Raw genomic sequence first — 14830 nt, forward strand, 5'->3', positions numbered from 1 at the left:
GCTACTATGAAAAAGACCCCATTGGTCCTGTTGCTAGCCCTGGCTACCGACGCGGTGGCCCAGCAGGCCCCTACGCCCGGCCAGCGCACCTGGCTCCAGCCCACCACGTTTTCGCTCGGCAGCTTTGGCAACCCGGCCGGCTCCTACGGCCCCCTTACGCGCTGGTGGTGGCCCGGCAACCTGGTCACCAAGACCGAGTTGCAGCGCGAGATAAACCTGTTTGCCGACTACGGCTTTGCCGGCGTGGAGGTGCAGGCCCTGCAACTGCCGACGCCCATGACCAGCGACGAGCGCCGGCAGCTGCAAACCGTGGACGGGCCGGAATACTACGAAAACCTGCGCGCCATGCTCGACGAGGCCCGCAAGCGCCACCTGGTAGTGGACCTGACCGACGGCAGCGGCTGGCCCCCCGGCGGCAGCTACCTCACCCCGGAAGACGGGTTTTTGTCGCTCGAATTTGCGGCCGTGACCGTGGCGGGCGGCCAGAAGGCCCGCGTGGCGCTGCCCCGCGTGCCCAACCCCACGCCCGTGCCCGCCCGCCTGCAAGCGGTGCTGGCCGCCAAAACGCGCCCCAAGGCGGCCGGCGACACCAGCCGGACGGTGCCCCTGGACGAGGCGTCGGTGCGGGTGCTCACGGCCGGCGTGCGCCACGATACCCTCACCTACGAACTGCCCGCCGGCTCCTGGCAGGTCATCGCCTTCTGGAGCATCCCGAGCAACGAGCAGACCGCGATGGCGGCCACGCGCCAGCAGGGCCCGGTACTCGACCACCTCGACTCGGTGAAGGTGCGCAAAAACTACACCCACCTGTTTGGGGCGCGCACCGGGCTGGCGCCGTACTTCGGCAACCCCGTGCGGGCCATCTTCAACGACAGCTACGAGTTTAAGGCCAACCGCCACTACGCGCCCGATTTTCTGGCCTATTTCAAGGCTCACCGGGGCTACGACATCACGCCCTACCTGCCGGCCAACATGCAGAAGGGCTACAACTTCGTGGAGTTTATGCGGCCGAACGCCCAGCCCGACTTCACCTTCTCCGACCAGGACTGGCGCCTGCGCCACGACTACGACCTGACGGTGAGCGAGCTGCTGGGCGAGCACTTCTTCAACACCAGCCGCACCTGGGCCGAAACCCGCGGCCTGCTGCACCGCACCCAGGGCTACGGCCTCAACATGGACATGATAGGCATGGCGGGCCTGGCTTCCATTCCGGAAACCGAGAGCATGCTCGGCCCCGAGGCCAACCTGAAGGTGATGACCTCCGGGGCGCTGCTCTACAACAAGCCGATTATGACGGCCGAGGCCGCCGTGTTCATGAACCAGGCCTACACCACCACCCCGCAAACCGTGCGCCTGGCGGTCGATAAGCTGTTTGCGGCCGGCGTCAACCAGGTGGTGTACCACGGCGTGCCCTACCGCCGCACCAGCGAGCGCCTGGGCACGGAGGGGTGGTACCCGTTTTCGACCCCCGCGCTGAGCTTGATTAACTTTTCGTCGAACCTAGGGGAGGGCAACCGCTTCTGGCCCGACCAGCCGGAGGTGAACCAGTACGTGCGCCGGGTGCAGTACGCGCTGCGCGCCGGCAAGCCCCACGCCGACGTGCTGGTGTACTACCCCTTCCTCAACGTGGAGGACATGCCCGACAACCCCGAGGAGATTTTCACCCTCGGCACGCTCGGGCCGGCCACGCCCCCGCCCGTGCCGCCGGTGGCCCAGGCCGCCGCCCGCGCCAAGCAGGCCTGGGCCGCCCAGGTGTACCCCCTGCTCAACGAGCTGGAGCACCAGGGCCTCAGCTGGCAGTGGGTCAATGACGCCTCCCTGCAAGCGGCGACGCCGGGGCGCGATGGCCAGTTCGCGATTCGGGGCAACACCTTTCAGGCCCTGATTCTGGCCAACGCCGCCGTGCTGCCGCTGCCCACCGCCGAGCACCTCAAAGACCTCAGCCGCCAGGGCCTGCGCCTGCTGGCCACCGGCGAGCTGCCCACCCGCCAGCCCTCCTACCTGCGCTGGCAGGAAAACGACCGCAAAACCGCCCAGGCCATCCAGGCCGCGCTGAAGGGCAAAAACAGCCGCTACCTCCGCCAGCCCGGCGAGTGGGCTACCTGGCTGCGGCAGCTCACGCCCGCCGTGCGCTTCAGCGCCCCCTACCCCTTCACCCGGCAAACCCAGCGCGAGCTGCCCGACGGCAGCCGCGTGCAGTTTATCTGGAACAAGAGCGCGCAGTGGCAGAACATCACCCTGGCCCTAGGTTCGCAGTTCAAGCGCAGCTACTGGCTGAACGCCGACGCGGGCACCACCACTCCCAACGCGGGGCCTACGGTGTCGTACCAGCTGCCGCCCTACGGCTCGGTGCTGCTCTACGCCGCCACCACCCCCGCCGCCAGTGCCCCCGCCGCCCCGGCCGCCCCCGTGGTAAACCCCACCCGCCAGCTGCTGGCGCTGGAGCAGTGGCGCCTGAAAACCGACAGCGTGGAGCTGAAAAACACGCCGCTGTTTGACTGGAAAACCAACCCCCAGCTCCGCTATTCAGCCGCTGAGGGCGTGTACACCGCCTCGTTTGAGTGGCGCCCGCCCGCCGGCACGGCCCCCTACTTCCTCGACCTGGGGCAGGTAGCCTACACGGCCGAGGTGTTCCTCAACGGCCAGCGGGTGGGCAAGCGCATCTACTCGCCCTACGTGCTCGATATCAGCCGCTTCCTGAAGCCGGGCGCCAACACGCTCACCGTGCGCGTGGCGCCGGGCCAGCTCAACGGCTACCTCAACCAGGCCCGGCACGGCGACCCGCGCTACAAGCAGTTCAAGGACCGCCAGGACCAAGTAATGTCGGGCGGCCTGCTCGGGCCGGTGGTCATCCGGCCGGGCCGGGTAGCGGAGTAGTTCAGCGGTTACCTCATCCCCTAGCCCATGAAAACCCTTTTACCCTTTTTGCTCTTGTTCGTCCTGCACGTAGCCAAGGCGCAGGAAGTGTTGCCGCTCTACGATAAGATTCCCAACAGCAAGCCGTACCGGACCCCGGAAAGGGTATCCGTGCGGGCGGGGCTGGTGTCCAGGGTGTCGGTGCCGACGCTGACCAAGTACCAGCCCGCCGTGCCCGGCCCGCAGCGGAGCGCCGTCATTATCTGCCCCGGCGGGGGCTATACCCTGCTCTCGGCCCGGCAGGAGGGCGAGGCGGTGGCCATGGCGCTCAGCAAGCTGGGCGTGGTGGCCTTCGTGCTGAAGTACCGCCTGCCGAGCGACAGCACCATGCGCGACAAGAGCATCGGGCCGCTCCAGGATGCGCAGCGGGCGTTGCAGCTCGTGCGCGAGCGGGCCGCCGAGTGGCACATCGACCCCACCAAAGTGGGCCTGATGGGCTTTTCGGCCGGGGGGCACCTGGCCGCTACGGCCGCCACGCACTTCAACCAGGCGGTTATCGACAACCCCAAGCGCACCTCGCTGCGGCCCGATTTTTCGGTGCTGCTCTACCCCGTCATCAGCTTCCGCGACAGCCTGACCCACCTCGGCAGCCGCGACCAGCTGCTGAGCAAAAACCCCGGCGCCAGCGCCATCCGCAGCTTCTCGAACGAACTGCTGGTGACGCCCCAAACGCCGCCCGCCTTCCTCATGCAGGCCGCAGACGACAGCACCGTGCCCGTGGCCAACAGCCTGGTGTACTACCAGGCGCTGCTCAAGCAAGGCGTGTACAGCGAGCTGCTGCTCTACCCCCACGGCGGCCACGGCTTCGGCCTCAACAACCCCGCCACGCCCGACAAATGGCTGGACGCGCTCAAGAACTGGCTGACGGCCGGCAGCTTCCTGTAGGCGCTTGCTCACCGGCCCTAGCCCGGCAGCCGGGCTAGGGTCCGGACAAATCAGGAGACCAACTTTATTGCTTGCTTCACTCCGCAGCGGCAAACGCCCGGCTCATGCGCTGCTGCTCTTCCCGGCTCAGCTGGTGCGTTTCGGCCTCCTGCGGCCAGGTGCGCACTGCCGCCAGCACTTCGGTAAGTAGCGCGGTGGCCTGGGCCGGCTTCAGCCGGAAATGCGGTGCTACGCTACAAGCCAGTTCCAGGTCAAGCTCGTTGCTGGTTTCCGAGATATTGAGCCGGAGGCCGTGTCCGTAAGGGATGGGGTTCAAATCATAAGCCGGGGCCAGCCGCCAGCCCTGGGGCGTGAGCAGAAAACCGTGGTTACGCAAGTGGTCGTCGGTGTTGGAAATGCAGATATTGAACACGATGCGTCGCCACAGCTCGGCCAGGTCGGGGCCTGTACTAGCTCCTTGGGTGATGAGCAATTCGGCCAGCTCCAGGTAGCTGGCTCCATCCTGGTAGCTGGTGCCGTCCTGGTAGCCGAGCAGCGTCATCGCCGAGGCAAAATGCAGCCGTTGTCCATCGGCAGACCGGTCAAATCGCCGGGATAAGTAGGTGTGGTGGCGACTATTGAATTGTTGGGCCCGACCGTCGGCCACGTGCATACCCGCTTTCACGGCCAGCCGATTCACCAGGGCCTCCCACGCCCCTACGTCATGCTCGTCGTGGCTACTGGGAAATTTGGCTATCCACAGGGCGTTGTGCTGGTCTACCACGCTGGCCTTGGGCCGCGCGCCGCCCAGCGAGGAGCCGGGGGCTACCAGCAAGGCCAGCCACTTAAGATAGTCCGGGTCAGAAGCGGCATCGGTTCGCTCCAATTGCAAGCTGGCGTGCTCCAACTCGCGCAGGGAAGTCCAGGGCGGGGCCGCCATTGCCCGGTTATCATTCAGAAAAGGCCCATCCGGCTGGGTTTTAAATCGCAGGCCGCCCATGCGGTGCCCGTCAAATACGCCTAGTAGATAGTCCGATTCCATCAGGGTGCGCTCGGAGCGGGCTTCCTGCCGGGCCAGCGCTGCTTCGCGTCGGCGCATCAGCAGGCGGCCCCAGCGGTCCGGCGCAGAGTCCAAGAACAAGCCAAAGTTGCTTTGGTCGTCCTTGGCCAGGTACTGCGGACCGCTGTAGAGTTGCAGGTCGGGGTCCAGCAGCTGCGCGTAGGGCGAGGCCAGCCAATCGCGGGAATACTCGAAGGAGAATATTTCCTTGCCCCGCCCTGGAGTGGCTGATAGCGTGCCCATCCACTGTGGCTCGGCCATTCCCTGCCAGTGCGCATAGACCAGCAATTGCGTGCGAACTGCATTTTTTGCCATGACTTGCTACGCTTCGTCGCGCTTAGGGGCCCGTTCTTTTACCAGCAGCCCGGCATCCTGTAGCTTGCGGCCGAGCACATCATCCTCTGCTAAATGAAGGATGGTTTTTTCCAGTCCAAGAGTAAGAAGAACCTGTAAGTAAGTCCCGATACTCACGCTAGGAGCACCTTTCTCGATGGCCAGCAAGGTCGTTCGGCTAATATCGGCTCGCTCCGCAATCTGGGCGGCGCTCAGTTTGCGGCGTAGGCGGGCCAGCCGAATATTCTCGCCGACCTCAACCAAGAGTTGCTGCAAGCGCGGTAGTAGCGGTTTGGCTTCACGTGGCATAATGTTCAATACTTTGGACAAAAATAAGCATTTTTGCCCAAAGTATTGAACATGTATTGATGAATGACACGGTTGTTGCAAGCTATGACAGTATGCCTGCTACTTATATTTTTCCAGCTGTGGCAGATGAGAAAATTATTCATAAAAGAAGCACTTCTCACACGTTGGCTTAAGCAGAGTGCTGTTTCACGCCCTCTCATTTCACCTACAACAATCCGGGATTTGGCTACGTGACGCTTTTTGGTGCAAGAGACCTTTGCCCCGAACAAAAAGCGAACCTATGAGCACCACTAGAAAAGTTATCCTGGTAACCGGCGCGTCGGCCGGAATAGGCAAAGAATTCGTCAAGGTTTTACTGGCCGATGGCCATACCGTGTACGGGGCCGCCCGCCGAGTGGAGAATATGATGGATATCCAGCAGCTGGGAGCCAAGGTCTTACCACTGGATGTGACCAACGACGAGTCGATGGTGCAGACCGTGCAGACGGTTTTGACGGAACAGGGTCGCATCGACGTGCTTATCAACAGCGCGGGCTTCGGACTGAATGCGGCCTTTGAGGACGTCTCGATGGCCGACGCGCGGTATCAGTTTGAGGTCAACGTTTTCGGCCTGGCGCGCCTCTCGCAGCTCGTGCTCCCGGCCATGCGGCAGCAGCAGGCAGGAAAGATTATCAACATTTCCTCCATTGCGGGGCGCATGCCGTCGCCCTTTGCGGCCTGGTACCATGCCTCTAAACATGCGGTGGAGGCCATTAGCGACAGCATGCGCATAGAGCTGCAACCGTTCGGTATTCAGGTGGTCCTTATCGAGCCGGGTTCGGTTAAATCAGAATGGGGAGGCATTGCCATAGATAATGCGCTGAAGCATTCCGGCAACGGCCCGTACCAGGACATGGTGCGGGGGTACGTGGCCACCGTCCGGGACATGGACGCCAGGGCGTCGGAACCGGCGGTTATTGCCCGATTGGTGAAAAAAGCCATTGATTCGCGACGGCCCCGGATACGCTACGTGGGCGGCTTCATGGCCAAACCCTTGCTGCTGATTCATAAACTTTTGCCCGCCCGGCTGTTCGATGCCCTGTTAGCGAGTCAGATTAAGCCGAAGAAGCCCTAGCCGTTTACGCCGCCCATGAAGGCCACTCCCCTCCCCATTCGCTCGCTCAGCGACTTGTTCCGGCTCCTGGACCTGGGCAAGCCCCAGCACCCGCTCATTGCGCTGCTGAAACACCAGGCGCTCCCGCCGCTGATGCTGGCCACCGAAACCAAATTCGTTTCGGACCTGTACGTCATCCTGCTGAAGAAGGAAGTCCGGTTCAAGCTGAAATACGGTCAGAATTACTACGATTTTGACGACGGCCTCATGGCCTTTATGGCCCCTGGGCAGGTTATTTCGCTGGAAAATGAAGAGGGGAATCCGGTCGAGGGCTGGCTGTTGGCCTTCCACCCGGATTTCATTCAGCCCTATCCGCTGGGCAAGAAAATCAAGGAGCTGGGGTTTTTCTCCTACGCGGTGTACGAGGCCCTGCACCTGTCGGAAGCGGAGAAAGACATGCTGCGGGAGCTGATGGTCCAGATTGAGCGGGAGTACCTGTCGCCCATCGACCAGTTTAGTCAGGACGTGATAGTCTCCCAGCTTGAGCTGCTGCTGAACTATGCCAACCGCTTTTATAACCGGCAGTTTCTGACCCGCAAAAAAGTAAACCACGACTTGCTGACCCGGCTGGAAGCGGCGCTCGAAAGCTATTTCAGCAGCCCCCAGCTGCCGCAGCTGGGCCTGCCCAGCGTGCAGTACCTGGCGCAGCAGCTGCACGTGTCGCCCAACTATTTGAGCGACCTGCTCCGCACCCTGACCGGAAAGAACACGCAACAGTGCATCCACGAAAAGCTCATCGAAAAAGCGAAGGACCAATTGGCCACCACCACGCGCTCCATTAGCGAGGTGGCCTATGCGCTGGGCTTTGAGCATCCCCAGTCCTTCAGCAAGCTGTTCAAGACCAAAACCAACCTTTCTCCGCTGGAATTTCGGGCTTCCTTCAACTGACCAAGGAAGGGACCGAAGTTACGCCGGCTGGAGCGTTGGCAGCTGCCTCTCGGCATATTAAGCCGCCCTTACCAGATGCCAGCTTCCCCGCTATTTATGGCTTGGTCCAGCTATCCCCTGCCTGCTGCGAGCACATCAATCGACTGGATAAACACCTCGGCTCCAGTGGAGAGAGCCGACCTTTTCAGAACCAAATGGTTCGTGCTAGTTACCATCAAAACTCAACAAGCGAAATACCACGATTGGGTACACAGTGAATTTGACCACTACGCTGGACCTGCGTTAACCAACACTTGATTCAAGCCGTTAGCTGCCCCCCACCCACCGGCGGAGCTCGGCTACCCGAAGCTTGGGCACGATGACCTCCTCGGCCGTAACGGGCTGCAGGTGCACCACCATGCGGTTGCCATAGTACGGTTCCAGGGCGGTGACGCTGGCGCGGGCGAACAAGACCTGCCGATTGGCCCGAAAAAACTGCTGCGGGTCTACCTGCGTCTCCAATTCGTCGAGCGTGCTGTCGATGGCATATTGCTGCCCGGCCAGCGTGGTGAGGTGAACCGAGCCGTGCCGAATAACGAAGTGGGCCACCTCGCTGGTGGCGATGGGCAGCAGTTTGGTTTTGTGAGGCACCAGCCAGCTGGTCTTGTAGGTGGCTTTGCCGCTGAGCTGCTGCATGGTGCGCAGCAGTTCAGGCAAATTGGGAATGGCCCCGACCAGGGGCGGGGCGGTACTGGCGTAGTGCCGTTTGAGGGCATCGAACTTCTGCAGGCCGCGCTCTAGATTATCGCGGGTGATGGGCTTGAGCAGGTAGTCGATGCCGTTGACCTGGAAGGCCTCCATGGCGTGCTCATCGTAGGCCGTGACGAAGATGACCGGGCAGGTGACTTCTACGCGCCGGAATATCTCAAAGCTGCTGCCGTCCGACAAGTGGATGTCCATGAATATCAGGTCGGGGGTAGGGTTTTCCTGCAGCCAGGTCACGGTATCGGCTACGAATTCCAGATGGGCCACTACCTGCGCGTCGGGGCGCACTTCTTGCAGCAGGCGCTGGAGCGCCCGGGCCGGACGCAGCTCATCTTCGACTATCAGAATGTTCAACACGGGCAACGGCTAAGCAGGTAAGGGAATGTATACGGAAAACTCGTCGTCGGTCTGCTCCACCAATAGGCTCTGCTGGTTGAGCATCCGCACGCGGTTGGTCAGATTGCTCAGGCCAATGCCGCTGCTGGGCTCGGGCACGAGGCGCGGAACGCGGGTATTGCGCACGCGCAGCGTGGCCGGGGCCACGAAATCGACGCGTACCAGCAGCGGCTGGCGGCGGCTCACGGTGTTGTGCTTCACGGCATTCTCCATGAGTAGCTGCAGGGCCAGCGGCGGCACCTGCCGGTCCAGTACCTCGGCCGGCAGGTCCATTTCCAGCTTAATGCCGTCCCCAAAGCGCATCTGGAGCAGGTAGAAATAAGACCGCAGAAAGCTGACCTCGTCGCGGAGCGGCACGGCCATCTGCTCGCCGTAGCGGAGCAAATAGCGGTACACCTGGGCCATTTCTTCCACAAAGAGCGCGGCGGCGGCCGGCTCGTCGTAAATCAGCTCGCCCAGCGTGGAGAGTGAGTTAAACAAAAAATGGGGGCTCAGCTGCTGCTTGAGGCTCTCGTAGCGGGCTTGCAATTGCTCACGCTTCAACGATTCATTCTCGATGGTCAGATAACGGCCACTTTCGACCAACTCAATGGCGAGCTGAAAGGACAATCCCACGGCCGTTAGAATCTGGGAGAGAATCACCCTTATGCGCAGCGAGGTGGTTTCCATATTTATTCCCAGAAAGCTGTCAACGTAGTTGCGGGCGACAATGTAGAGCGTGAACATGATGGCAATAATGACCGCGCGCAGGAGGCGGTCGACCCAAAGCGGCTGGTTGCTGAGCCAGCGCTGCACGGGGTTGTTAACGTAGCGCAGCAGATAGTTCACCCAGAATTGCACCTGGAAATACAGCACCGCATTGATGAACAGCAGCAGCAATTCCCAAATGGTGGTGTGCTGGCGCTGCACAGCCGCCGCTGGCAGTACCAGCAGGGCAAAGGCGACGGAGATGCCCAGGGTGATGCGCCGGTACGTTTGCCGCGAGAACATCACCGGGGCCTCGGCGCGGGCCGTGCCGGGCCGCGGGACGCTGGGCTGGCTGACGGCGGAAGACGGAAGTGACTGGTTCATGAGGGCAAGCTAGTGGGACAGCAGCAATCCTGCGATTGAAGACGAGGCTACCCGGCTAGTAACGGCGGGCTGGGCCCGACGTCCGGGTTCTAGGCCGAGGCGCGGCAGCCCACTACGTAGCGCACGAAATCGCCCACCGTGTAAAAGGGTACCTCGTCGGGCACCGTGAGGTGGAAATTACGCTCCAGCTCCAGGATGATGTCGACCACATCGACCGTGTCGAAGTGCAGGTCGCGGCTGAGGCTGGCCGAGCGCCGCAGCCGCGCGGTCTTGATGGCCTTGCGCTTGCTGATGATACACAATACTTGCTGCTCCAGGACTTTGGTGGGCGCGGGAGAATAAGAAACGTCGGCTAACATATTGCAAAAAAAGAGAAGGTTGACGTTGGAGTTGTAGCAAAAAAAAATGGCCGGGCAGCCGCCTGCGGAGTTCCCGCGGACAAGCCACCCGGCCAATTCTTGGCTGCTTACGCCAGCACAGCGGGCGTAGCGGCTTCGGCTTCTTCGTGGTCGGCGGCGTGTGCCTTCGGCTGCGGCTCGTTGTAGTGACGGCCGGAGATTTTGGCGCGCAGCTTCTCATTGAGCAGGTACATCACGGGCACCACCAGCAGCGTGACCAGCGTGGCGAAGGCCAGGCCGAAGATGATGGTCCAGGCCAGCGGGCCCCAGAACACCACCGACTCGCCGCCCAGGAAAATGTGCGGGTGGCCCGACTTGAAGAGCTCATAGAAGTCGATGTTCAGGCCCACGGCCAGCGGAATCAGGCCCAGAATGGCGGCCGTGGCCGTCAGGATGACCGGGTTGAGGCGGGTGCGGCCGGCCAGCACCAGGGCGTCGTGCAGGTTCATGCCCTGCGAGCGCAGCATGTCGGTGAATTCGACCAGCAGAATGCCGTTCTTCACCACGATGCCCGCCAGGGCAATCACCCCTACCCCAGTCATCACGATGCTGATGTTCATGCCCGTGATGGCCAGGCCCAGCATCACGCCGATGATGGAGAACAAAACTTCCGTCAGGATGATGACCGGCTTGCTCACCGAGTTGAACTGCGTGACGAGCACCAGGAAGATGAGGGCAATGGCACCCAGGGCAGCTACGCCCAGGAAGTTGCTGGTTTCGGCCTGGTCTTCCTGCGCCCCGCCCATTTTGATGGTGTAGCCGGGCGGCGTGGGGAAGCTCTTGAGCGCCTGCGTCACGTTGGCCACCACGTCGGGGCCAGTAAAGCCACCCAGCACGTTGGAGCTGATGGTGATGATGCGCTTGGTGTCCTTGCGCTTGATGCCGCCGTAGGTCGTGCCGTAGGTGATGTCGGCGATGGACGACATGGGCACCTGGCGCACGTTGCCGCTGGCATCGCGGAAGGTCAGGGGCGCATTCATGATGGCGTCGATGTTGTCGCGGTAGGGCTTGGCGTAGCGCACCTGGATGGGGTACTCATCATCCGGGGTCTTGAATTTGCTGGCCTCGTAGCCGTACACCGCCGTGCGCACTTCCTGCCCAATCTGGGCCGTGCTGATGCCTTCGCGGTTGGCGCGGGTGCGGTTGATGCCGACGCTGATTTCGGGGTTGCGGTCCTGCAGGTCGGAGCGCAGGTCTTCGATGCCGCCGATTTTGAGCGAATCGATGTAGCGCTCCACTTTCTTGCTCAGCGCGGCCAGCTTGGGATAGTCGTCGCCGCTGACCTCAATGGCAATGGGCTTGCCCTGGGGCGGGCCGCTGGCCTCCTGGTCCACCGATACCTCGGCCCCCGGAATGCCCTTGACAGCCTCCCGAATCTGGTCCATGTACAGACCAGTCGTTTTGCCTTTGCGCTCGGCCAGCTCCTTGAAGGCTACGGCTACCTTGCCCAAGTGCGACTGCGAGGTGCCGGCCGCCGAAGCTTCGGAAGGGTCGCCGGCGCCAATGGCGACGTTGGTAATCACCGATTCCACGTCGGGGTTGTCGCGGCCAATGACCTTGTACACGCGCTTTTCCAGCTCGCGGGTCACCGAGTCGGTGACTTCCACGCGGGTGCCCACCGGCATGCGCAGGTAGGTATAGATGAAGTTGGGGTCGCCCGAGGGGAAGAAGTCCACCTTGGGCTTGCGGGCCACCACGGCCAGCAGGCTGCCCACCATCAGCACCACCAGGCTGAGCATGATGGCTACCTGCCGCCACACCGTGCCGCCTACCACAATTTCCACCAGGCGGGCGTAGCCGTTCTGGAAACGCGGCAGGATGCTGCGCTGGAAACCGGCAATCATGTAGACGAACACGTACTTGTCGAGGAAGCAGAAGACGATGATGGTCACCATCAGATTGCCCAGAAAAGTCGAGCCCGCCAGGTAGCCGGCCACGGCCACCAGCAGAATGCCACCCATCCCGAGCAGGAAATTGCGCGTGAGCTGCGGCTTTTCCACGCGGTCGAGGTGCTCTTCGCGGTTCATGAAGCTCACGGCAAACACCGGGTTCATGATGAAAGCCACGATGAGCGAGGCCCCCAGCGTGAGGATGAGCGTAACGGGCAAAAAGAACATGAACGAGCCCACGATGCCGGGCCAGAACAGCAGCGGCACGAACGGGGCCACCGTGGTGAGCGTGCCGGCCAGCACGGGGATGAACACCTCGCCGGCCGCATATTTGGCGGCCTGGGCCGTGGTCAAGTTGGGGTGCTCGTGCAGCAGGCGGTGGGTATTTTCAATCACCACAATGGCGTCATCGACCACGATGCCCAGGGCCAGCAGGAAGGCAAAGAGCACAATCATGTTCAGCGAGAAGCCGAACATGGGCAGCATGATGAAGGCCAGGAACATGCTCAGCGGCACCGAGAGGCCCACAAACAGGGCGTTGGTGGTGCCCATGAAGAACATCAGAATCAGCGTCACCAGCAAAAAGCCGATGATGATGGTGTTAATCAGGTCGTTCAGGGTATTGCGGGTCTGGCTGGAAGCATCGCCGGTAATGGTGATTTTCAGGCCTTTGGGGGTGCTGGCTTCCGCGTCCTTTACCAACTGGTGAATCTTGTCCGAGGCATCGAGCAGGTTTTCGCCCTGGCGCTTCACCACGTTCAGCGTCACCGAGGGCTGGCCTTCGAGGCTGGCGTAGCTCTCGCGGTCCTTGAAGCCGTCGGTCACGGTGGCAATGTCGCCGAGGCGCACCGAGGCCCCGCGCAGGTTTTTCACCTGAATGTTGGCGATGTCGTCGGCCTTCACGTACTGGCCGGCTACGCGCACGGCCCGCTTCTGGGTGCCCACGTCGATGGAGCCCCCCGAGATGGTGATGTTCTCGCGGGCGATGGCGCCCTCAATGTCGGAGAAGCTCAGCTGCGAGGCTTGCAGCTTGTACAGGTCCAAGTCTACGTTCACCTGCTGCTCCAGCGCCCCCACGATGTCGACGCGGGTGATTTCGGGCAGGGCCTCAATCTTGTCCTGAAAGTCGTCGGCCAGCTTTTTGAGCTGCGAGGCCGGCAGGTTGCCGCTCAGGTTGACGTACATGATGGGCTGCTCCGAAATGTTCACCTCGTTCACCGTTGGGGCGCTGGGCAGGTCGTTGGGCAGCTCGGAGCTGGCCTTGTCCACGGCGTCCTTGATGAGCTGCTTGGCGTACTGCACATCCACACCCGAGTTGAACTCGATGTCCAGAATACAGTAGTCCTGGTTGGAGGTGGAGTTGATTTTTTTTACTCCGTTCACGCCCTTAATCTCCTTTTCGAGCTGGCGCGTCACCAGGTTCTCGATGTCGGAGGGCGAAGTGCCGGGGTACACCGTGGCCACGATGATGCGCGGAATCACGATGTCCGGGAATTTCTCCTTGCCCAGCTTGACGTAGGCAAAGATGCCGGCCACCGTCAGCAGCAGCGTGATGATGTAAATACTGGTTTTATTATTGATGGACCAGCTGGTGGGTCCAAATTCCTTCTCAAGGTCTTGCATGACAATTGGCTGCTGGATGAGGGAGTAATCCGTGGCGAGGTGAGCCGGCTAACCGACTTTCACCACCTGGCCATCATTCAAATTCTGGTACCCGGCCGAAATCACCTCATCCCCCGGCTTCAGGCCGCTGATGACTTCCTGCTGGCCGTTGTAGGCCTCGCCGGTTTTGATGACGCGCTTCTGCGCGACGGGCTTGCCCCCCTCGCGGGCCACCACCAGCACGTAGCTGTTCTGCTCGTCTTTCTGAATCAAATCCACGGGCAGCACGGTGGCGTTTGCCTTGCCGTAGTTCTGGATGCGCACGCTGGCCACCATGTTGGGCCGCAGGCGGGAGGCCTGGCCGGCGGGCAGGCGCAGCTCGGCGGTGAAGGTGCGGCTGGTGGCCGAAATGCTGCGGCTCACGGTGCGCACGGTGCTGGCAATTTCCTCGCCGCCCAGGTCGGGCAGCGTCACCAGGGCCTTGTCCCCGGCCTTGATGCTGCCGGCGTAGGCTTCCGAGATGTCAACCAGGACTTTGCCGCCCTGCCCGCTGTTGAGTTGCACCACGGCCATGCCCGGCGACACCGTTTCGCCCAGCTTGGGCAGCACGTTATCCACGGTGCCGGCGTAGGGCGCCACCACGTTGTAGAGCGCTTTTTGCTGGTTGAGGCTGGCGAGGTTGCGCTGCAGGGCCTCGTAGTTGCTTTTGGCTTGCAAATACTGCACTTCGGTGCCGATTTGCTGCTTCCACAAGCTGGCTTGCTTGTCGTAGATGGTTTTGGTCAGGTCCAGGCGGGTGCGCAGCTCGGCAATGTTGGCATCGAGTACGCCGGCGTCTACCGTAGCCAGCACCTGGCCTTTGCTCACGTGGTCGCCGCGCTGCACCCGCACGCTGGTGAGCGTGCCGGCCGCCCGGGCGCCCACGGTCGCGTTCTGGTCAAAATCGACCCGGCCCTGCACTTCGAGGTAGCCGGCGAAGTCCTGCGGTGCCACCTTGATGACCGAAACGGGCACGGCGGCGTTGGCGACGGCCTTCGGGTCGGCCGGGCCGGCCTTGGCTTCGAGGGCGGCAATTTTGGCCTGGGTGTCGGCCTGCGCGGCTTTGAGCTTGGCGAGTTCGGCCTGGGGGTCTTGGCTGCCGCCCCCGCACGAGGCGAGAAAGAGCGCGGCGGCCAGCAGGGAGTAACGAGCGGGGTTGGAATACATG

The 14830-nt window shown here is 62.3% G+C and carries 11 protein-coding genes; 4 read left to right on the forward strand and 7 right to left on the reverse strand.

Going from position 1 to position 14830, the window contains the following annotated elements; translation table 11 throughout:
- Positions 1 to 6: 6 nt before the first annotated feature.
- Both MTP16_RS23910 and MTP16_RS23915 read left to right on the forward strand, forming a co-directional pair.
- The gene (locus MTP16_RS23910; RefSeq protein WP_243520244.1) at positions 7 to 2877 is read left to right on the forward strand and encodes a glycosyl hydrolase; all 2871 of its coding nucleotides are present in this window, start codon (positions 7 to 9) and stop codon (positions 2875 to 2877) included.
- A 27-nt stretch (positions 2878 to 2904) separates the two neighbouring features.
- Positions 2905 to 3801 carry an alpha/beta hydrolase gene (locus MTP16_RS23915; RefSeq protein WP_243520246.1) on the forward strand — a complete coding sequence of 299 codons (897 nt, stop codon included), beginning with the start codon at positions 2905 to 2907 and terminating at the stop codon, positions 3799 to 3801.
- A gap of 76 nt (positions 3802 to 3877) precedes the next feature.
- Here the strand turns inward: MTP16_RS23915 and MTP16_RS23920 are convergent, their stop codons facing one another.
- The gene (locus tag MTP16_RS23920) at positions 3878 to 5155 is read right to left on the reverse strand and encodes a type II toxin-antitoxin system HipA family toxin (RefSeq protein ID WP_243520248.1); all 1278 of its coding nucleotides are present in this window, start codon (positions 5153 to 5155) and stop codon (positions 3878 to 3880) included.
- A 6-nt stretch (positions 5156 to 5161) separates the two neighbouring features.
- Positions 5162 to 5482, reverse strand: a complete 321-nt coding sequence (locus tag MTP16_RS23925; RefSeq protein ID WP_243520457.1) for a helix-turn-helix transcriptional regulator — start codon at positions 5480 to 5482, stop codon at positions 5162 to 5164.
- Positions 5483 to 5762: 280 nt separating this feature from the next.
- Between MTP16_RS23925 and MTP16_RS23930 the strand changes: the two genes are divergently transcribed.
- The gene (locus MTP16_RS23930; RefSeq protein ID WP_243520249.1) at positions 5763 to 6596 is read left to right on the forward strand and encodes an oxidoreductase; all 834 of its coding nucleotides are present in this window, start codon (positions 5763 to 5765) and stop codon (positions 6594 to 6596) included.
- Positions 6597 to 6611: 15 nt separating this feature from the next.
- Positions 6612 to 7523 carry a helix-turn-helix domain-containing protein gene (locus MTP16_RS23935; RefSeq protein WP_243520251.1) on the forward strand — a complete coding sequence of 304 codons (912 nt, stop codon included), beginning with the start codon at positions 6612 to 6614 and terminating at the stop codon, positions 7521 to 7523.
- Positions 7524 to 7829: 306 nt separating this feature from the next.
- Here MTP16_RS23935 and MTP16_RS23940 read toward each other — a convergent pair whose 3' ends face one another.
- The 5 genes from MTP16_RS23940 to MTP16_RS23960 form a co-directional block, all read right to left on the reverse strand.
- Entirely contained in the window at positions 7830 to 8624 is a 795-nt protein-coding gene (locus MTP16_RS23940; RefSeq protein ID WP_243520253.1) for a LytR/AlgR family response regulator transcription factor, read from the reverse strand.
- A gap of 9 nt (positions 8625 to 8633) precedes the next feature.
- Positions 8634 to 9734: a sensor histidine kinase gene (locus MTP16_RS23945; protein WP_243520255.1), complete on the reverse strand. Its 1101-nt coding sequence runs from the start codon at positions 9732 to 9734 to the stop codon at positions 8634 to 8636.
- 89 nt (positions 9735 to 9823) lie between these two features.
- A complete protein-coding gene (locus MTP16_RS23950; protein WP_243520257.1) occupies positions 9824 to 10093 on the reverse strand; it encodes an acyl carrier protein in 270 nt (89 codons plus the stop codon).
- A 107-nt stretch (positions 10094 to 10200) separates the two neighbouring features.
- The gene (locus MTP16_RS23955; protein WP_243520259.1) at positions 10201 to 13644 is read right to left on the reverse strand and encodes an efflux RND transporter permease subunit; all 3444 of its coding nucleotides are present in this window, start codon (positions 13642 to 13644) and stop codon (positions 10201 to 10203) included.
- Positions 13645 to 13692: 48 nt separating this feature from the next.
- Positions 13693 to 14829 carry an efflux RND transporter periplasmic adaptor subunit gene (locus MTP16_RS23960; protein ID WP_243520261.1) on the reverse strand — a complete coding sequence of 379 codons (1137 nt, stop codon included), beginning with the start codon at positions 14827 to 14829 and terminating at the stop codon, positions 13693 to 13695.
- Between the last annotated feature and the right edge of the window lies 1 nt (position 14830).

The sequence above is a fragment of the Hymenobacter monticola genome, assembly GCF_022811645.1.
Taxonomy (GTDB): domain Bacteria; phylum Bacteroidota; class Bacteroidia; order Cytophagales; family Hymenobacteraceae; genus Hymenobacter; species Hymenobacter monticola.